Annotated in this window: 17 protein-coding genes; 7 read left to right on the top strand and 10 right to left on the bottom strand. The window is 35.3% G+C overall.

Going from position 1 to position 20215, the window contains the following annotated elements; genetic code table 11:
• The first annotated feature begins 6 nt into the window (after nt 1-6).
• Together DIT68_RS11685 and DIT68_RS11680 are read left to right on the top strand one after the other, a co-directional pair.
• Nucleotides 7-870, top strand: coding sequence for a cation diffusion facilitator family transporter (locus DIT68_RS11685; protein WP_109359988.1), 864 nt, complete (start codon nt 7-9; stop codon nt 868-870).
• 170 nt (nt 871-1040) lie between these two features.
• On the top strand, nt 1041-2402 hold the full coding sequence (locus DIT68_RS11680; protein WP_109359987.1) for an MATE family efflux transporter: 1362 nt from the start codon (nt 1041-1043) through the stop codon (nt 2400-2402).
• Nucleotides 2403-2610: 208 nt separating this feature from the next.
• On the opposite strand, the gene DIT68_RS11675 is transcribed toward DIT68_RS11680, so the two are convergent.
• The 3 genes from DIT68_RS11675 to DIT68_RS11665 form a co-directional block, all read right to left on the bottom strand.
• Nucleotides 2611-3003: a hypothetical protein gene (locus tag DIT68_RS11675; protein WP_109359986.1), complete on the bottom strand. Its 393-nt coding sequence runs from the start codon at nt 3001-3003 to the stop codon at nt 2611-2613.
• A complete protein-coding gene (locus DIT68_RS11670; RefSeq protein WP_109359985.1) occupies nt 2984-3457 on the bottom strand; it encodes a hypothetical protein in 474 nt (157 codons plus the stop codon). The genes DIT68_RS11675 and DIT68_RS11670 overlap by 20 nt, the downstream gene beginning before the upstream one ends.
• A gap of 109 nt (nt 3458-3566) precedes the next feature.
• Nucleotides 3567-4676 (bottom strand): NAD(P)/FAD-dependent oxidoreductase, encoded by a 1110-nt coding sequence (locus DIT68_RS11665; protein WP_109360028.1) that lies wholly within the window; start codon nt 4674-4676, stop codon nt 3567-3569.
• Nucleotides 4677-5095: 419 nt separating this feature from the next.
• Between DIT68_RS11665 and DIT68_RS11660 the strand changes: the two genes are divergently transcribed.
• The 5 genes from DIT68_RS11660 to DIT68_RS11640 all read left to right on the top strand — a co-directional run bounded on the left by DIT68_RS11660 (nt 5096) and on the right by DIT68_RS11640 (nt 10723).
• Nucleotides 5096-5974, top strand: a complete 879-nt coding sequence (locus DIT68_RS11660; protein WP_109359984.1) for a bifunctional 5,10-methylenetetrahydrofolate dehydrogenase/5,10-methenyltetrahydrofolate cyclohydrolase — start codon at nt 5096-5098, stop codon at nt 5972-5974.
• A gap of 364 nt (nt 5975-6338) precedes the next feature.
• On the top strand, nt 6339-8393 hold the full coding sequence (locus DIT68_RS11655) for a dipeptidyl-peptidase 3 family protein (RefSeq protein ID WP_109359983.1): 2055 nt from the start codon (nt 6339-6341) through the stop codon (nt 8391-8393).
• Between the two features lie 549 nt (nt 8394-8942).
• The gene (locus DIT68_RS11650) at nt 8943-9488 is read left to right on the top strand and encodes a hypothetical protein (RefSeq protein WP_109359982.1); all 546 of its coding nucleotides are present in this window, start codon (nt 8943-8945) and stop codon (nt 9486-9488) included.
• Complete coding sequence (locus DIT68_RS11645; RefSeq protein ID WP_109359981.1) at nt 9485-9868, top strand: hypothetical protein; 384 nt, start codon at nt 9485-9487, stop codon at nt 9866-9868. Before DIT68_RS11650 ends, DIT68_RS11645 begins: the two co-directional genes overlap by 4 nt.
• Before the next feature lie 282 nt (nt 9869-10150).
• The gene (locus tag DIT68_RS11640) at nt 10151-10723 is read left to right on the top strand and encodes a PhnA domain-containing protein (RefSeq protein WP_109359980.1); all 573 of its coding nucleotides are present in this window, start codon (nt 10151-10153) and stop codon (nt 10721-10723) included.
• Between the two features lie 194 nt (nt 10724-10917).
• Here the strand turns inward: DIT68_RS11640 and DIT68_RS11635 are convergent, their stop codons facing one another.
• The 7 genes from DIT68_RS11635 to DIT68_RS11605 form a co-directional block, all read right to left on the bottom strand.
• Entirely contained in the window at nt 10918-12015 is a 1098-nt protein-coding gene (locus tag DIT68_RS11635) for a serine hydrolase domain-containing protein (RefSeq protein ID WP_109359979.1), read from the bottom strand.
• Nucleotides 12012-13106 carry a mechanosensitive ion channel family protein gene (locus DIT68_RS11630; protein WP_109359978.1) on the bottom strand — a complete coding sequence of 365 codons (1095 nt, stop codon included), beginning with the start codon at nt 13104-13106 and terminating at the stop codon, nt 12012-12014. The genes DIT68_RS11635 and DIT68_RS11630 overlap by 4 nt, the downstream gene beginning before the upstream one ends.
• Nucleotides 13107-13128: 22 nt before the next feature.
• Nucleotides 13129-14661 (bottom strand): carbon-nitrogen hydrolase family protein, encoded by a 1533-nt coding sequence (locus DIT68_RS11625; RefSeq protein ID WP_109359977.1) that lies wholly within the window; start codon nt 14659-14661, stop codon nt 13129-13131.
• Nucleotides 14662-15183: 522 nt separating this feature from the next.
• Complete coding sequence (locus DIT68_RS11620; protein WP_109359976.1) at nt 15184-16011, bottom strand: hypothetical protein; 828 nt, start codon at nt 16009-16011, stop codon at nt 15184-15186.
• Nucleotides 16012-16558: 547 nt separating this feature from the next.
• Nucleotides 16559-17692 carry a histidine kinase dimerization/phosphoacceptor domain -containing protein gene (locus DIT68_RS11615; protein WP_109359975.1) on the bottom strand — a complete coding sequence of 378 codons (1134 nt, stop codon included), beginning with the start codon at nt 17690-17692 and terminating at the stop codon, nt 16559-16561.
• Between the two features lie 250 nt (nt 17693-17942).
• On the bottom strand, nt 17943-19652 hold the full coding sequence (locus DIT68_RS11610; RefSeq protein ID WP_109359974.1) for a M3 family oligoendopeptidase: 1710 nt from the start codon (nt 19650-19652) through the stop codon (nt 17943-17945).
• Between the two features lie 68 nt (nt 19653-19720).
• Entirely contained in the window at nt 19721-20164 is a 444-nt protein-coding gene (locus tag DIT68_RS11605) for a DUF5606 family protein (RefSeq protein WP_109359973.1), read from the bottom strand.
• Nucleotides 20165-20215 lie beyond the last annotated feature (51 nt).

The following is a 20215-nucleotide window of genomic DNA, read 5'->3' as shown; positions in this document are numbered from 1 at the left end:
CAAAATATGGGACATCATCATCATCACCAAGCAACAAAAAATATCGGTGTAGCCTTTTTTCTAAATCTCTCCTTTACCATAATTGAATTTATCGGTGGTATTCTTACCAATTCTGTGGCAATTTTGTCTGACGCAATTCATGATTTGGGCGATTCCGTTGCTTTAGGATCTTCGTGGTATCTAGAAAAAATATCAAATCAGAAAGCCAATAAAAAATTCACTTTTGGATACCGTCGATTATCAATCATAAGTGCTTTTCTCAATTGCATTATTTTACTGCTGGGTTCTGTTATAATCATTGTTGAAGCGATTAAAAGGATAATGAATCCTGAAGTTGTGGATGTCCAGGGGATGATGTATTTGGCTATACTGGGAATTATTGTGAACTCTATTGGGGCATGGAAAGTAATTGGCGGTAAAAGCTTAAATGAAAGAACTATTTCATGGCATTTGCTAGAAGATGTGTTGGGCTGGGTGGCAGTTTTAATAGGAAGTATCGTTATGTCTTTTTATCCATTGTACTGGATTGATACTTTTTTGTCTATCGCAATTGCCCTCTTCATCAGCTATAAAGTTCTGGGCCGGTTTAAAGAGAGTTTCCTTATTTTGGCCCAGACCGTTCCGAAAAATATAAGCTTAGATGAAATTGAAAAAAATATTTTAGAAATCCAAAATGTTATTTCAACACATCAAACCCTCCTGTGGTCATTGGATGAGGAAAATTTGGTTTTCTCTTCGCATATTGTGATAGAAAAAAATCATTCAGATTTGCTGCCAAGCATCCAAAGCGTATTGAAAAACCAAGGTATTCATCATCAGACGCTGCAACTAGAAACTGAAGATAATAATTGTGAGGGAGCAGAAAAATGACATTACTAATCAAAAGAAGTAAAGTAATGCACGTTTATTTACTTGTAATTTGGTAAATTTATCAAATATTTAGACTAGACTAAATTAATATTTAGATAAATATAATTATATTTGTAAAGTACTCATCAGTAATGTACTTATCAGCGAAATACTTCAGCTAAACATAAGATATGAAAACTCCAGTCCAATCTAAACAGCAGCAATTCATTCTCAACGGAAACCTAAAAAAAGTGATGTGGAAGCTGTCCTTACCGGCAATTCTTGCAATGGTTTTATATGGTTTAAACGCTTTTATGGACACCATTTATATTGGTCAATTGCTCAATGAAACAGCTCTTGCAGGAGTAGCCTTAGCCTATCCTCTTACATCTATAATGTTGGGACTTGGCTCTTGGGTAGGAACAGGTGCAGGAAATCATATTAGTGTGCTTCTTGGTAAAGACGATACTAAAAATCTGCAAAGAGTAATCCCAAACGCTACGATTTTTACCTTAATGGTCTCCGTTTTATTCGCAGTTCCAGCATACCTTTTCGCTGAACCACTCATCAAAATGATGGGTGGAACTGGTGAGGTACTAGAATATGGAGTGAGTTATTTCAAAATAACTGTTTTAGCAACGCCCTTATGGATTTATGCTTTACAATTAAATATGATAGTGCGCTCAGAAGGCAAAATGTGGACTGCCGCTTTCATCATGGCTTTCGGGCTAATTGCAAATTTAGTTTTGACACCTGTTGCGATTCTATATTGTGATATGGGAGTGGATGGAGCCGCTTGGTCAACCAATTTTGGAATGTTGATTTATTGTGGCATGGGTTATTTGTATTATCAAAAGGGTAAAGGCTCATTTCCTTCCAACATTAATGCATTAACTTTTCATAAAAGTACTTTCCAAAGTATTTTAAAATTGGGCTTTCCAGGTTTTATTCTTAGTCTAATGGGATTAATTCAAGCAATCGTAGTTTTTAATGCGGTGGTTGCTTACGGCACAGAAGACGATCTCTCTTTCTTTGCGGCTGCCAATAGAATTTTACTTTTTATGATGACCCCTTTATTCGGTTTTATGAGGGCTTTACAACCTGTATCGGGTGTTAATTTCGGAGCGGGACAATTGCAACGCGTTGAAAAAGCTTTTTGGCTTTTCTGTAAATCAGGATTTTGGATAGTGCTTCCTTTTTGGCTAATCTTTATGATTTTCCCAAGAATGATTATACAACTGGTTTTACCAAACAGAATTATGACTATAGCCGAAATACTCAATTTCAGAATTTACATGGCAATTATCCCATTTCTTCCTTTCGTTTTTATGTCACTAACCCATTTGCCAGCAATTGAAGAACCAAAATATGCTAGTATTATCGGCCTAGCACGTCAAATTGTTTTTTATGTCCCCGTTATGCTTTTCTTTCCGAGATGGTTTGGAGTTAGCGGGGTGTATATAGCCTCTACATTGATTGATGTAGTAATAACAATATGGCTAGGAATAATTGTATTGAAAAGCTTCAAAAATATGAAAGCAAAAAAGATCTGAATTTGTCTTTGCACCATTCACGCACTAGAATAAGAGCCATTTGTTTATTTTTTCAGGTCAAATGAAAAAATCCATGATACATGTAATCTGTTGGGTAAACCCAAATCATCTGGGTTAGACTACAACTCCTAACCTCGCCTAACAATCTTATCCAGTTTTATTTGGATGAACGCTGCTAGAAAATAAGTAGCTTTTCAATTTTATTTTACTAGGTGCAAAACTCTTCTATTATATTTAAACTATCATAGCAAAGATCGGTTACTTCCTTGTCATAACAATAGTTTGTGTATCTAGCAGACCAACACAAATCCTTTAGGTTAGTAAAAGCGTCAATTACATCATCATCTCCCAAATCTTCAACTAGTTTTAATAATAACCCATGTTTGCTTGGTCCGTTAACATCATGGTGGTATTGATTGAAATTTTGATACTTTTTAATTTGACCATTTATTGGGTTTTCGAAACTCCCAGGGAACATATCGCCTTGCATAAAGTGAAGGGCAGAATAATAAGCAGTAGTAATGACCCAATCATTAAAGTGACCAGATTCTCTTAAAAACTCACAAGCTTTTTTGTTGTGTTTAGCGTGTTTTAGGCTCATATTTTAATGTAAATCCTTCACTTTTAATTAGACTGTAATCAATTTCTCCACCATCAGGCATCATTAAAAAGTTAATAAAAAACTCATTTGAATTGTTGGCTTTTTTTATCTCTCTGATTGATTTGTATACAATCTTTCGAGCTTCCGATAAATATGATTCTTTGTCAATTATGCACAATACATCAAATGATTTCAAGTCAATAGCTTTTAAAATCATCTGTTTACAAATGAAACCTGATTCGTTGAATTTTTTATAAACTTCTTCACTTATAAGTGTGGCCTTTTCAATGTTGGAAATGAAAAAATTCTTTAAAGCTAATTCCTTTACATTCATTCCCTTCTTAAAACCATCGTTATAGGCTTTGCTCTTTGCTACTTCTATAGATTCATTTTTCCAATTTGGATTCGTAAGTGAATTAAGTAAGTCATCTTGGAAAATTTGTGCTTCGCTCATTTTATGATGAATTTTCAGCTAATATAGAATAAAATCCAGATTAAATTGAATTGATTATTGTTTAATTTGTTAATGAAATGTATTTTTTTCTCTTGGGAATCGAAATTCCTCACCCAACAATCTCACCCAACTCTTTCCCCACCAAACTCCCAATTGCAATTCCCATTCCACCCAATCTCACACCACAATATACATGATCAGAAAGCTGTTTTACGATTGCTTTTTTCTGTTTTCCAACGCCCATTATCCCACTCCAGCGCTGGTCAATTTCAAAGTTAGTTTCAGGCAAAACGATTTCCTTTAATATTCTCTCCAATTCATTTTGGATGATTTTAGTTTGACCAAATTCAGTTGTTTCTTCAGTTTTAAAATCGAGATTTCTTCCTCCACCCAATAAAATGCGATTATCGATATTTCGGAAATAATAATATCCTTCATCCAAATGAAATGTGCCTTTGATGTGTAAGTTTTCAATTGGTTTTGTAATCAAAACTTGCGCTCGTGCTGGCTTTACGTTTTCTTTTAAAAGTTGACGAGCAAAACCATTGCTTGCTAGAATTAATTTATTGGATTTGAAAGTTATTTCACTGGTCTTTATTTCAACATGATTTTGATTTTCTGTAAAAGCCTCAACTGCAATATTGTTTAAAATTCTAATTCCTGCTTTTTGAACTTTTTTAAGTAGTTCAAACATCATTTTCCCAGTATCTATCTGACCTTCAAATTTGTTTTCGAAGTAATTTTCATGGATATTTTGAAAGCTGAAAGAATTCTCTGCAATTGAAAAAACTTCTTCCTTAAAAATGGGTTTTAAAAGCTTATTAACGTACTCTTTTTTAGAAAGACATTCTTCATAAAGTTCCTTGCTTTGGAACAATTCAAATCCTGAATTTTGTTGGAAATCGATGTTTTCATCACCTAAATTTTGTCGTAAAAGTTGAAGCCCTTGCCAACGTTTGTTAACCAAGTTAAAAACCTCCTCCTCGCTATGTGATTTTAAATCGTCAATTAATTCAGATAAACTACCAAAACAAGCAAATCCGGCATTTTTTGTACTGGCACCTTGTGGTAACATACCTTTTTCAAGAATCAGAATCCTTGAATGTGGATATTGCTTTTTTAATTGCAAAGCACAATTTAATCCCACAATTCCACTTCCAACAATCGTAAAATCAATGTTTGTGAACCATTCTTTTAATTCCCAGTAGCTGTAGTTCATGTCGATATTTCTGTTGTTTTCACTTTGCAAGCTACTAAAAATACGGATTAAAATTGCAAATGTGGAATTGATTTGATTTTTTATTTTTAACGAATGGTGGCATTGGAATGGGGCCTTTTGGATGCTAAAATTTTGAATCAAATGAATTTCTACCAACGAATAGGACGATGACTCCCTTTGGTCATGAGATTGCTTCGCTAAGTTTACAAATCGTCCCTACCTTGTATCTTCGCACTGTGATTAATTCATGAAGCGGATTCATAATTCCACCAAATTCATCGCGATCCAATCCCAACCCCAACATTCAGCATAACTAAGGCGTTCATCATTACCAAATTCTAAATCTGAAATCTAACAATTCGTAATTCCTCCCTTCCTAATTGACTTTAAAATTCTATCTTTGCAAAAACTTATTCGTCATGCAGATTTTAGATGGTAAAGAGACTTCAAAAGCAATTCGTCAGGAATTAGCAGAAGCAGTTGAAGCAAGAAAAGCAAAAGGTCAGAAGATTCCACATTTAGCAGCAGTTTTAGTTGGTAATGATGGTGGTTCACTCACTTATGTTGGTGCGAAAGTTAGGGCTTGTAAAGAAATTGGTTTCGAAAGTTCACTGTTTCATCTCGAAGATACCATTACTGAAGACGAATTGTTGGCAAAGGTTCACGAACTCAATAACGATGATGAGATTGACGGGTTTATTGTTCAATTGCCACTTCCAAAACACATCGACGAAAAGAAAATTACTTTAGCAATAGACCCTAAAAAGGACGTAGATGGTTTTCACCCAACGAACTTAGGAAATATGGTTTTGAATTTGCCTGGATTCTTACCTGCAACTCCGGCGGGAATGTTAGAGCTTTTCAAAAGGTACGATGTTGAAACTTGTGGAAAACACTGTGTGGTGATTGGTCGTTCGCATATCGTAGGTTCTCCTATGAGTATTTTGATGGGAAGAAGTGCTTATCCTGGAAATTCAACAGTTACTCTAACGCATTCGCGCACTAAAAACTTGAAAGAATTGTTGTTGCAAGCAGATATCATTATTTCAGCAATTGGAAAACCAAATTTCCTTACCGCAGATATGGTAAAAGAAGGTGTTGTGGTGATGGATGTTGGAATTACACGCCTTGAAGATGCTTCAAAGAAAAGCGGTTACAGAATTGTGGGTGATGTAGACTTCGAAAGTGTTTCTGAAAAAGCTTCTTTCATTACGCCAGTTCCGGGTGGAGTAGGTCCAATGACGATTGTTTCTTTGATGATGAATACTTTAAAAGCAATGGAAATAAATCAGAAATGATTTAAAGTGTTGCGGGAGAGTAGAGAGTTTACCGATAAAAATTGGCACAGGTTGAGGCGATTTCGAATGGCGATTTCGTTAAAGGATTCAGTTTCTCATTCCATTAAAGCTTGATCAGAATACTTTTTGTTATCGTTAAAGTAGAAGTACTCGTATGAAAAGTAATCAATCCTCATTTTCCTTCTCTTTTTTTCTCTGCGAATCTTTGCCCCTTTGCGAACCACATTCGGCAGGCTCAGTGCAGCGCTTTGCGTAATTCTTCTCTTACCTATTCCCTCTCCCTCTCTGTCTATTTTATTCTCCTTCAGTAAATCCTATCTATTAGGATATTATTCTTAATTTAGGTTTTCAAAAAAAAGAGAGAATGAAAAAAACTATTAATTCCCGTTTAGTAGTGGGAGCAATTGCTGCAGGAGTTTTATTTTCATGTGGTCAAAACGAAAGTCAGACAAAAACAGAAAAGGAGCCTGTTGAGCAAACCGAAAAACAAGATAACGAAGCTTTTGAATGGGAAGCAGATCGCTTTGCGGATATTCGTGTACTTCGTTATAAAATTAACGGTTTTGATAAGCTTACGCTTGACCAAAAGAAATTGGCTTATTATCTCACGCAAGCAGGTTTAAGCGGGCGAGATATTATTTACGACCAAAATTACAAACACAATCTTGAAATTCGTAAAGCGCTAGATCATATTGTTGCGAATCATGAAGGAGAAGAAAGTGAAAATTGGAACAAGTTTTTGCAATACACGAAACAAGTTTGGTTTGCTAATGGAATTCACCACCATTATTCAAAAGATAAATTTCAACCTGAATTTGATAAAGAATATTTCAATACTCTATTGGCTGAAACAGATACTAAACTTAGCGATGAAGCCTTAGAAGCTATTTTTGATCCAAATGTGGATGCAAAAGGAGTAAACTTGGATGCTTCAAAGGGAATTATCAAAGGAAGCGCCAACAACTTTTATGGTGAAGGGGTTACCGAAAAAATGGTAGATGAGTATTATGCTAAAATCAAAGATCCAAATGATAAAACTCCAATTTCTTACGGTTTAAATTCAAAAATGATTTTAAACGACAATGGGGAATTAGAGGAAGTGACTTGGAAAATTGGAGGAATGTACGGCCCAGCGCTTGAGAAGGTAGCTTACTGGTTAGAGAAGGCAGCGGAAGTAGCTGAGAATGACGCTCAACGCGATGCGCTTAAATTATTGGTGAAATATTATGAAACTGGTGATTTAAAAGATTGGGATGCCTACAGCATTGCATGGGTAGAAGCGACTGATGGAGACATTGACTACATCAATGGATTTATCGAAGTTTATGGTGATGCCAAAGGATACAGAGCAACTTACGAAACAATTGTTCAAATGAAAGACTTCGAAGCTTCAGAACAAATGAAGGTTTTGGAAGAAAATGTACAATGGTTTGAGGACAATTCTTCAATCATGGACGAACATAAAAAAGCAAATGTTAAAGGGGTAACTTACAAAGTGGTGAATGTTATAGGTGAGGCTGGAGACGCTTCTCCTTCTACGCCAATTGGAGTAAATTTGCCAAATGCAGATTGGATTCGTGCAGAACACGGTTCGAAGTCGGTAAGTTTAGGAAATATTGTTGAAGCCTACGAAAATGCTGCTGGAGGTTCTATGCTTAAAGAGTTTACTTATGATGATGAAGAACTAGAGCGTGCTAAAAAGTATGGTGCAAAAGCATCTCGATTGCACACTTCCCTTCACGAGGTCGTTGGACATGCGAGTGGTCAATTGAATCCTGGAGTTGGAACACCAAAGGAAACCCTAAAAAATTATGCAAGTGCATTGGAAGAAGCGCGTGCTGATTTAGTTTCTCTTTATTTCTTAATGGATGAGAAATTAATTGAATATGGTTTAGTGGAATCTTTAGAGGTCGGAAAAGCGGAATATGACGCTTATTTAAGAAACGGTTTGATGACGCAATTACAACGTGTTGAATTGGGTAAAAACATCGAGCAATCTCACATGAGAAATCGTCAGTTGGTAGCTTCCTGGGTTTATGAGAAAGGCAAGGAAAACAATGTAATTGAGAAGATTCAAGAAGACGGGAAAACCTATTTCAAGATTCGTGATTACAAGGCACTACAAGCTTTGTTTGGGGAATTGTTGAGAGAAATTCAGCGCATAAAATCTGAAGGTGATTTCGAAGCAGGTAAAAACTTGATTGAAACTTATGCTGTAAATATAAATCAAGAAATTCATGCCGAGGTCTTAGAACGTGTTAAACCAATGAACATTCCCCCATATAGCGGGTTTGTAAATCCTGTTTTGGTTCCAGAAATGGATGAAGATGGAAATATTACCGATATTAAAATCAACTATGTTTCTAGTTTTAAAGAGCAAATGTTGGAATACGCTAAAGAGTATAGCTTCTTGAAGTAGAAGGATATAAGAGAATGCCAATTAAAAAAGCTACTTGCTTCCACATCTTTATAAATTTGTGGAAAGGGTAGCTTTTTTTAGTTTTAAACATTTGCTAATTGGGTAATATGCGGTGTATAAATCAGATCTCGAGGTAAAATCTTTTGGTAGCTGAGATTAAGCGATGAGCTGACAAGATCCTTCGTAAATTTCTATTTCAACAAATTGAAAAAGAAATTTTCTTCAGGATGGCATTGGGTTCGGGCATATTTCAAACGAGGGAAAAAAACAAAAGCGTCAGAGTGCTTTTGTTTTTCTCCCTCGTTTGCCCTCTAATTTCCACAACTGTCATCCTGATCATCCTTGAAAATTATGATTTTCAACGATGGAAGGACCTTGTCAAATTAAAGAGAGTACCATTTTCAATTGTTATTTATTATCCCACTTTTTTGATTCTAATCCTTTTTCTAAACTGTTATTCCGAGATTTTATCTCGTGGTGGCAGTTGCTACCACGCAATTTTGTGTGGTAGCTTTTGTATTTTAAAAATCCAACTATCTTTGCCCACCTATGCGAAAAAATTCTTCCATCATTGGCTATGCATTATTTCTTTTTTTGCATGTTTTCTTCCTATTGAAATGTGTCATAGATACTACTCATTTTAATTTTTCTGTAGTTTTATTTCTAATCATATTGGGGCTATTGCTGTTTAGCTACACAAAACTTTTTCGAGAAAAATTCAATGCACAAGGAAATTTATTAGAGTTTCTTACTTTAGTTATTGGGAGCTTGCTGACTTTCTATCTGAATAATTATTTGGGATGGGGAGCAGTTATCGCCTCTGCAGCTGTAGGACTTGTGGGTGGATTATTGCGTTATATTAAACCTTCTTCCGAACAGTTGAAATCTGTTGCAATAGCTATGTATTGTGGAACTTTTGTGGGAATGGCCAGCACATCTCTTTTCGATGAAATCTATTATATTTTTATCGCTAGTGCAATTTCAGGAGTTTTCTACATTTACACAAGAGGTCTGCTAATTGGGTACGGAGGAAAGCTAGGTTCTGTTGCCTTTTCCGGTGTTTTAGCCACTGTTTTATTATTTATGTTAAGATGATCGTATTATCATTATACCTTGTTGGAGCGCTTGCAGCACTTGTAGCTTTCGTCTTGAATAACAACTTCAAAATGGGAATTGTTGTGGGTTCAGCCTTGCCTTCTTTGATTTTCGCACTCATAATTTTACCTTTCGAAACTTATCTGCCTGCTCTTTTTTTCACAGAATCACCAGTTATATTTTACGGTGCAGCATTCATAGGAATGGCTTCCAATAAAGTGCTTTCATCCTATTTTTTAATTGGTATTGCTGGCTTACTCTTTACATTTATTTATTTGTTCACTTCTCCATTTTTCGATGGATTTGGAGGAGCTTTAGGAACAACTGCAGCTTTGTGTTTTTTACCAGTATGGGCGATTTCTTTATTGAGAAAAAAATAATTCATTTAATGCCTTTCCCCTCTCACTTGCTTCCCAGCGCCTACAACTGTCATCCTGACCAGGGTTGAAAATCTTAATTTTTAACTCTGGAAGGATCTGGCCTGGTTAAAGAGAGTACTTTTTATTGTAGTATATTAAATAGCTGGTAACGTTCCCGTTAAGCATTATTCATTTCTTTTCACTCCTTTTTCTCTCTCTGCGACCATTGCGCAAACCTCCTGCATCTTTGCGGTTAATCTTCCCAATATTAAACTAACTTTGCATTTTTAAAATACCAATAAAATGATTCAAGAAAAACTTCAAGAAAGAAGTAACAATCAATGTGAATTGTGTGCTTCGAAAAACGATTTAACGGTTTATACTGTTCCACCACGCGACACAGAAAGCGAAGAAAATTCTATTTTAGTTTGTGCAACTTGCAATACTCAACTCAACGACCCTGAGAAAGTTAAGCCGAATCACTGGAGATGTTTGAACGATAGCATGTGGAGTGAAGTTGAAGCCGTAAAAGTTGTAGCTTGGAGAATGCTAAATCAATTGCGTGCAGAAGGTTGGCCCGCAGATTTAATTGATATGATGTACCTCGAAGACGAAACATTAGCCTGGGCGAAAGAAGGAGCTTCGGACGATGAAGAAGAAAAAATAGTTCACAAAGACAGTAACGGAGTAGTGCTTGAAGCAGGAGATTCTGTGGTTTTAATCAAAGATCTTCCGGTAAAAGGATCAAGCATGATCGCTAAACGCGGAACTGCCGTTAGACGTATCTCTTTGGATCGCGATAATGCCAATCACATTGAAGGAAGAGTTGATGGTCAGCAGATCGTGATACTCACCCAATTCGTAAAGAAATCCTAATTTTTGGATTATAAATCTCATTCTCGGCGTTGCTTATATTTTTTAAATCAGCCATTGACCGATGTCAACTCCTTGGATTTAAAAAATACAAGCGCCACATTCGACAAGCTCAGTGCCCCATGCTGTCGCGAGATTTTTTTTATGCTGTCGCGAGATTTTTTCTCGTGACTGGATTTAATCTCGTGACAGCTTGCTCAATAAGCTTTCCCTATCACTGGCAAAACACTAAACCAACTCACTTTGCCTTCATTTTTACCTAATCTAACAATGATGAGGTTTTTTTCGGGGTGCACATAAATGTATTGTCCCAAAATTCCTCGGGCCATAAAATCTCCATCTTCTGAAGGAAGCCACCACTGATATTGGTAAAAACGAACGCTGCCGTCTGAGCGATCTACTTTTGTGGATTCTTTCACCCATTCTTCCGAAACAATTTGTTTACCGTTCCAGTTACCCTTGTTGAGATACAAACGCCCAATCTTGGCGAAATCTTTGGCCCTTGCGTTTAAGCAACAAAAGGTTTTTTCAATTCCATCTTTCTTTTTATCTGTGCTCCAACTTGCATCATATTCCATTCCCAAAGGAATCCAGAGCTTTTCCTCTAGGTATTTGGAAATAGTTTTGTCTTTTAGCGCACGCTCCAGGATTAAACCTAAAATTTGTGTGTTTCCACTCAGGTACTCGAATTTGGTTCCAGGTTCTTGTTTTAACTTCAAATTAATGGTCTCTTTTCGTAATTTTGTTCCGTAATAAAACGAGGCTACATTTCCAAAGGGATTGAAATAACCTTCGTTATAATCCAATCCAGAAGTCATTTGTAACAGGTGCTTTATCGTTACTTTATCAAAGCCATTTTTCGCTAATTCAGGAATGTAATTTGTGACAGGTTCATCTACTGACACGATTTTTCCTTCGTCTATTGCAATTCCAATTAGAATGGAAATTACAGATTTCGCCATTGAGAATGAAGCAACAATATCCTCCTCCCCGTAGTTCTTGAAATAACGTTCATAGATTAATGAATCATTTTTAATTACTAAAAAAGATACTGTTTTTTGATCCTTTAAAAACGCTTCAAATTCCACTTCTTGTTGGTTTACTTCAATGGTTTTTGGCTTTTTCTCTCTTCCTTCAGTAAAATAAAAGACAGAATCTCCATTTTCAATCAGGTGGTTAGGGAAAATTTTATGATCGGTAATGTTGGCCACATTGTGCACAAAAAATCGACCCACCTTGCAGGAACTAAAGCTGAAAATTAAAAGTGTTATAATCGAATAGTAAAAGAGTCTCATTCTTCGGTTTTTAATGGGGATTTAAAATGAATATATTGTTGAGGAAAGGGAATTTGAATACCTTCCTTGTCGAATCTTTTTTTGATACTTTCTAAGCAGTCATAGCGCAAATCCCAGCCATCATCAGGATTGGCAGTCCAGGCATAAGCTCTTAGAATTACCGAATACTCGGCAAGTTGAACCACTTTAACCCTCACTTTTGGAACATTATCTTTTATCTCTTTTAGGGTTCTTTTCTCAATGATCAACGGGTGCTTTTCACATTCCTCATTCATTATTTTTCTGGCTAAATCAATATCGCTTTCATAAGAAATTCCAATTTCTAAGCGTACACAAATACGTTTATCGACGGAATTGTAATTGACTAATTTCTCTTTGTTAATGACAGAGTTCGGTACAACAATCATTTGATTTTCGAAATTTTGAATCACGGTATGTCGCAAGGTAATATCAGTTACTGTTCCTGCCATTCCACCTTCTATTTTGATAATGTCGCCAATTCTAAAAGGTTTAAAAGAAACGATAAAAAGTCCACTCACGATGTTTCCAAGGGCTTCTTGCGAGGCAATCCCCGCAATTACGGCGATTACCCCTGCACCTCCTAGAACAGTTTGTGCTACTCCTTTAAATCCAGGCAGTACCAATAAAATCAGCAATACTCCTGTCGTATAAATAGCCCCAATAGCAATGTATCGAAGAAACTTTAAACTTGTGGGATCGTCATGTTCATCGTTCTTTTTATTCACTTTCCACTTAAACCATTTGTTTGTGGTGGAAGCAAGAACAACGGTGGAAATCGTTACAATTGCACTGTAAATTATGAATTTTGAGTTGTCGATTAAAGTTTTGTTGACTTCAGGAGAAACAAAGAGCAATGCAATAGCAATGATTCCCAAAACTAACCACAAGGTGTTTAATATTCGCCTTACGGTTTTTAGGGTTCCGTCACTTTGATAATGAAGTTTTTCGACACTTCTTTTTAAGGCCCTTTTTTGAATAAAAGTGGTGAGAAATCGCAATGCAACAACAGAAATAATTGTAACGATAATGTAAATTATTTCATACTGGTAGTCTTCAAAAAACTCATTCATGATTTATTTATTTATTAAAATTCTATTTAGCTACTTTCTTTTTTAACTCAAATAAGTCTGTTCTTCGGTCTTTCAAATTACGAACACTTCCAAATTCATTTAGTTCACGCAACAAATCTAAGTCAACATCTGCAATCAAAATCATTTCTGAGTTTGGAGTGGCTTCTGCTTTTACACCATTCGTGGGAAAGGCAAAATCACAGGGTGTAAATACCATGGATTGCGCATATTGAATATCCATGTTGTGTACATTCGGTAAGTTTCCTACGCTTCCAGCAATGGCTACATAGCACTCGTTTTCTATTGCTCTGGCTTGCGAACAATGTCTAACACGGGAATAGCCGTTTTGTGTATCTGTTAAGAAAGGTACAAAAAGTATTTCCATTCCTTGGTCTGCCAACAATCTACCTAATTCTGGGAATTCAGAATCATAACAGATTAATATACCAATTTTTCCGCAATCCGTATCAAAAACTTTGATTTTATCACCACCTTTCATTCCCCAGTATTTCACCTCGTTTGGCGTAATGTGAATTTTTTCATAGCGCTCCAAGCTTCCATCTCGGCGACACAAATAGCCAACATTGTAAAGCACACCGTCTATCATTTCTGGCATGCTTCCCGTAATAATATTGATATTATAGGAAATGGCAAAACTTGAGAATTTATCGACTATTTCTTGGGTGAATTCCGCCAAGGCACGAATGGCATCTGCTTCTGATAAATGATTGTCATTCCCCATTAATGGAGCGTTGAAAAGCTCAGGGAATAGCGCAAAATCTGAACGATAACCAGCTAAGGAACTAATGAAAAATTCACACTGTTCAAAGAATGTTTCAGTGTCTTTGTAAGGTCTCATTTGCCATTGAACCAAGCCCAAACGAACAACGGTTTTCTTAGATGCGGCCTTTTTTGATGGTTTTTCATAATAAATGTTTCGCCATTCTAATAAAACAGCATAATCATTAGAATCTACATCTCCTTTAAGGTAGTTTTTCAAAACTTTGGTTGGAAAGAAGTCATTAGAAATCTGAAAATTCAATACAGAATCATGAATTTCTTTGTTTCTTACCTTCTCAATATATTGTTTTGGCGTTAATTCATTTTGGAATTTATGATAATTTGGAATTCTCCCTCCAAAAGCAATTCCTTTTAGATTTAATTTCTCTGTTAATTCTTTTCGGTAGTCATATAAACGTCGACCCAATCTTAAACCACGAAATTCAGGTTTAATGAAAACATCAATTCCATACAAAACATCTCCGTCAGGATTGTGTGAAGAAAAAGTTTCGTTTGCTGTAATGTCTTTGTAGGTGTGATTGTCGTCATATAAATCATAATCTACAATAATAGACAGCGCACAACCGGCCAATTCTCCGTTGATTTTTACTACAACTTGTCCCTCAGGAAAAAGCGTCAATAATTTCTCAATATGACTTTCTTTCCAATACATTTCCAAGTTGGGATAGGAGGAAACCATTACGTCTTTTAACTCTTGATAATCATCAATGTCCAAATATTTTAGGGTAATGTTATCGATGTCTTCTACTTTCATTTTTCTTATTAAAATAAGAAAGTAAAATTAGGATTAATCTTTGAGATTGATGATTCTAGTTGTTAATTTTTAACGTGCTTATGGAGGGTTGATATATCGCGTGATAATTTAAACTCATGTGTTATTCTGAGTTATAAAATCAATAGAAAAAGAAGGTAAGGTTATCCATTTAAATCACAATAAACATTATAGTTCACCCTATTTGTCTGTTCTTGTAAAGAGTTTCGATAATAAATGGATCAGAAGAGATGCTTCCAAGTCCTGATTTTTACCTCTAAAACTATTTACCTTGACATCCTTGATGTGAACATCATAAAAATCAGTTTTTTATTCTCTGAAGCACTTTGTTAATTCACCGCTTAATCAGGTGATTGCTTAGATTTATTTGCGGGTAAAGTATCTGAAAGGTATTAACTTGAATAAAAAAAGAGAAAACGATAATTTTTTTTTCATCGTTTTCTCTCTCAGTCAAAAGCAAAATTCATTTTTCACTTTTCAAAGTTCCTTTATGGAAAGGGAACTCTATTTGTGGTTGTATACCCAGAAAAACTCAGGAGTATATTTGAATTTTCTTTTCATTGACTTTGGATAGCAAGCCATAAACTCAGGATTGTCGCCAAATAGTTGAACAAATTCTTTATTTCTAAATCCTCCGATTAAGAAAGAAACCATTCCTGGCTTTTTAATGAGTTGACTCATTTTTTCGCCTTGCTTTACTACGCGGAAAGCATCATAGTAACTTCCCATTTCTCCACCTCCTTTTACCATTGATACCATTGTAACATCTTGTCCAAAAGTAAGTTGTCTAGCTCCTCCAAGGTCTACATATACCTTGTATTTGGCATCAAATCCATTGTTTACCAAAACCATTAGTTTCGACTTCTCTTTACCTTTTTTAGAGATATCTGTTATCACCCTTTCCAGTATTACAGGCTTGTAGTGCTCTTCTTTATCAAATGTCGAGAATTGAGGAATGTCATAAGGAAGATCTTTATCCACTACTTGTGATAGATTTTTGTCTCCTATGCTGATGTTTACATCTACTGTTATATCCTGATCAACAAATTGCATATCTGGATAAAAAACTACGCGATTTACATCAACCTCTTTGATTTCGTGAAGATTACCATCTTTTCCATGCCATTGCCATTTATTCATTTTAATGGTCATTCCCTGTTTGAATTCACCTTCGATAGTTTCACCACTGTTCAACGTGATTTCACCTTTTCCCGGTAAAGGAAATTTCTCAAAGCCATCTCTAAACGATACACATTCTTGAGTTGGAGCTTGAGCCCACATGAAAGAGCTCATTAAAATAAAGATCAAAAAATTTACACTTGTTTTTAACATGATTCTAAGTTTTAGTTAATATATGATTTTTGTTATGCGCGCCTACTAATTAGTACTACAAATCTACTGACATAAAGTAGTTTAAATATTTTTTTCGGACTGACTTATATCATGATTCTGTATGACATAGGTCATCGTTTTAAAGTGTTTAAAATCAGCACGTTGTATTGGTTTTCTCTTTTTAGTCTTAGTCTTTGATCAGGACTAAAAAGCTAGTGCTTGGAGTTTATTTTGAAAGAGAACTGTATTACAACAATTAAACTCCACTGTTGAAAAATTATATACTTGTTGTCCTCTTAGCAGTCCTACTTTTCGCTTGATTTTTTCATCATGCAGGGAAAAAGCTTTTACCTTTCATCACTGATGACGATTCGATTTTATAGCCCCGAGAAAAGTATGCATGAAACTTATGAAATGAGCTGCGTCCTTTTGATTGCTTATAACTCACACCAAACGATTTACTTTAATTGGATAATAGCGATTTAGAATGAGGCTTTATTATTTTCTAATGGCCTTCCACGGATGTTGGTGACTTTCTTTTACTGGTCTAAGTAATAGGAAAGCGAAGCTTGATCTCCACTCCATTATCGGTATGTATAGACATTTTAGCGTCTATTTGTTCGGATAAATCTTTAATTAATTCTATGCCCATACCAGAATGTGGTGTTTCAATATCAAAACCTGAACCGTTGTCTTTAAAGCTCAATTCAATCCTATCTTTGTACTTTTTCAAAGAAACCAAAAGCTCAGGAAATTCATTTCTCAAATCAAAAGCATATTTAAATGAGTTTGTGAGTATTTCATTTGCAATTAAGCCACAGGGTATGGCTTTAGAAATGTCTAACGCAACGGTGTCTAGTTCAAGCTTTAAATCTATTGCCTTGTCTTGACCGTAAGATGCGTTAAGACTAGAGATTAATCTTTCTAAAAACAATCCTAAGTTTATACTTTCTACATTTCCTTTGGCATTCAGTTGTTCTTGAATCATGGACATTGCATGCACCTTGTTGTTGATTTCTTCGAATAGCCAAGAGTGATAAACATCTTTTGTTTTCTGTTTTTGTAGATTAATTAAACTAATGATAACAGCCATATTGTTTTTCACTCTATGGTTCACTTCCGAAATTAAAATCCCTTTTTGTAGGATGGTCTTCTCTAGTTCATTTTGATATTTCTTTTTCTTTTTTGTTTCTAATGCGAGAGCAAATAGCTGGGCCAAGAACTCTATGAACATTTGTTCGTTTTCTGTCCAGGAGTGTTCTGTTTCTTGATACTCGAAGCAAATTACACCAATCATTTTTCCCTCTGACCGTATAGGTATATCGACCATTGATGTAATCTTGTTGGGTATGATGTAGCTTTGTAATAACTCAGAGGTAAGCGGGTTGTTCAAAGCATCATTGGTAACAATAATTTCATTTTTCTTGAGATATTTAAAATACCGAGGCAGTTGCGTGATGTCTAAACCTTCTGGTTGAGTAAACTTATGATCAGAACGAGAATAGGAAATAAGAGAAGTTAATTCGGTCTGATTACTTTCAAATAACCAAACACTCCCGCGGCTGCAATCCATTGTTTTGGTTGCCGTTATTAAAAACTCTTTGGCGAAATCAATAATATCACCTTTATGTATGTTTGTACTTTTAGAAAGCTTCTCGATTGACTTTAAGTAATTCCGCATGAGTCAAATATACCGATAATTATTTATTTTTATTCACAAAAAGATGCACTCAAATGAATAAATCACTAACCTTTACTGGGACCTAAACGCTACTTGAAGATGTAAAGTTCTCTTTCAAAGGCCGAGATTCTGCAGCATGAAAAGTCAGAAATTTGAACAAAAATGAAATACATTTCTCTCTTCAAACAAGCCTTGGTACAGACCAAATATTTTGCTGATATAAATTTCAGTGCACAAGGGCTATAAACCTTTAACTGTAAGTTGTCATTTCTTCTCCTACAAATTCCGCCAATTCTTTAATATTCTTCTTCGAAAAATCAAAGGTAATATTCGCTTCTTCATAAACACCAGGAATCGATTTTGTATAGCCTAAAGCCATTGCTTTTTTGTAATCTGCTATCGTTTTTTCGAAATTCTCTTTACTGTTTTTCCAAATGGCTAAAGCTCCTAATTGCGCCATTCCATACTCAATATAGTAGAAAGGAACTTCGAACAAATGCAATTGTCTTTGCCATGAGTATGCTCTTACTTCTTCGTAACCTGTCCAATCAGTAGTACCCGTTCCATACGCGTCCAGCAAAGAAATCCATTTTTCTTTTCTTTCTGCTTTCGAATGGGTTGGGTTTTCGTAAATCCAATGTTGAAACTCGTCAATTGTGGCTACCCAAGGTAAAACTTCTAAAACTGTTTCTAATTGTTCAATTTTCGCTCTTTGTAAATCTTCTTGATTGTCATAGAATTCGTCCCAATAGTCCATGGTTAGCATTTCCATACTCATTGATGCCAATTCAGCAATTTCTGAAGGGAAACTTTTGAAAGATGTCAGCTCCAAATCTCTCGTCAAGAAAGATTGAATAGCGTGACCACCTTCGTGAATCATTGTAATTAAATCCCTTTGAGAACCCACAGAATTCATAAAGATGAACGGAACACCAATTTCATATAAAGGATAATTATATCCTCCAGGAGACTTCCCATCTTTTGAATCTAAATCTAAATAGCCCATGGAATCCATAGTTCTGAGACAATCGCCAAAATAAGGGTCTATTTTATCGAAAATAACTGTTGTTTTGCTCAACAACTCTTTGCCGTCTTTAAATGGTTTCAAAGGAGCTCTCCCTAAAGGATCAACTTGACTATCCCAAGGTTTAAGCTTGTCTTTGCCCATCAATTCAGCTTTTTTCTGACTAAATTGCTTCACCAAAGGAACAATTTCATCTTTAATGGACTGATGGAAGTCAAAGCAATCTTCTTTTGTATAATCGAAACGCCCCAATTCGTCGAACATATAATCACGGAAATTATCATATCCCGCATTTGTAGCCACTTTATGACGCAATTGAATCAGTTCCGTAAATAAATCGTCTAGTTTTTCTGTGTCCTCAGCTCTTCGTTCAGCCATTTTATCAAATACCGACTTTCTTAATGCCTCGTCGTTTTCTTTTAATAAAGAGCTCGCTTTTTGCATCGTGATTTTCTCACCGTCGTGTTCGATAGATTGCGCTCCACTCACCGCACCATGAATTTGACTTTTCTCAGCCAATTCCGTGTTTAAAGGAATGTTTTCTTCACGAAATAATTTTATTGCTGTGTCAACACCTCTAAAATAAATCTTGTAGGCTTCGTCCTTAAATTCAGATTTGAATGGGGAAGCAGACAGTTTTTTATTTAAACGGAAAGAATAGGGCTCAAGATGAGGCTGAATTTCTTTTACAAAAAAAGCATAGGCGTCTGCCAACTCTTTGTCCTTGGTATCAATCGTCATTTTAATATAGCGCCACGCTAAATCTTCTGAAATAACTGATTCTAACTCACTTTGGTCTTTTAACCATTTTTCGAATTCTTCCTTAGTATCGATAGAACGATTTTCTAAATCAATAAAATAAGGTTCTACATTTTTCCACTCATCAATAATAAAATTGTCTGGTAAAAATATTCTTTCTGGTCGTGTAACTTTCATGGTGATGTTCGGTTTACAAAAAAAATGATTGTAATGTAAGGACGATTTGCAAATCGCCCCTACATATATTATTTTTTCTCTTCCTTAACTTCTTTTGTTTCTTCCTCTTTTACCTCTTCTTTCTCTTCTTCCAAAGTGATTAATCCTGCTTTTTGAAGAATGTTATACCACTGGAACAACTTTTTGATATCAGAAGGATAAACGCGATCTTGATCGTAGTCTGGGAGAATTTCTTCTAGATAAGCAGTTAGTTTATTTAAGCTTTCTTTATGAGATGGACCTGCTTTACAGTCTTCCTTTTTAGCCAAGCTTATGTAAACCTGCTTTAAAGGAACATCTTCTTCATAAGTGTAAATGCTAATATCTTCTAATGCCGAAATACGATCAGTAGAATAAGCGGGTATACGTTTGTTATCGATTAACGATTCAACAATAATATTGTTTTTTGATTGCGCTACTACTTTAAATAATCCAGGTTTTCCTGAAATCGAAATTACTCCTGATAAATCCATATATAATCTATTGTTTTTTTAGATTGTCAAAAATAGAAAGAATATAATAAT

The organism is Brumimicrobium oceani (assembly GCF_003143775.1).
Lineage (GTDB): Bacteria > Bacteroidota > Bacteroidia > Flavobacteriales_D > Crocinitomicaceae > Brumimicrobium > Brumimicrobium oceani.
This window is presented reverse-complemented; position numbering and strand designations above follow the sequence as displayed.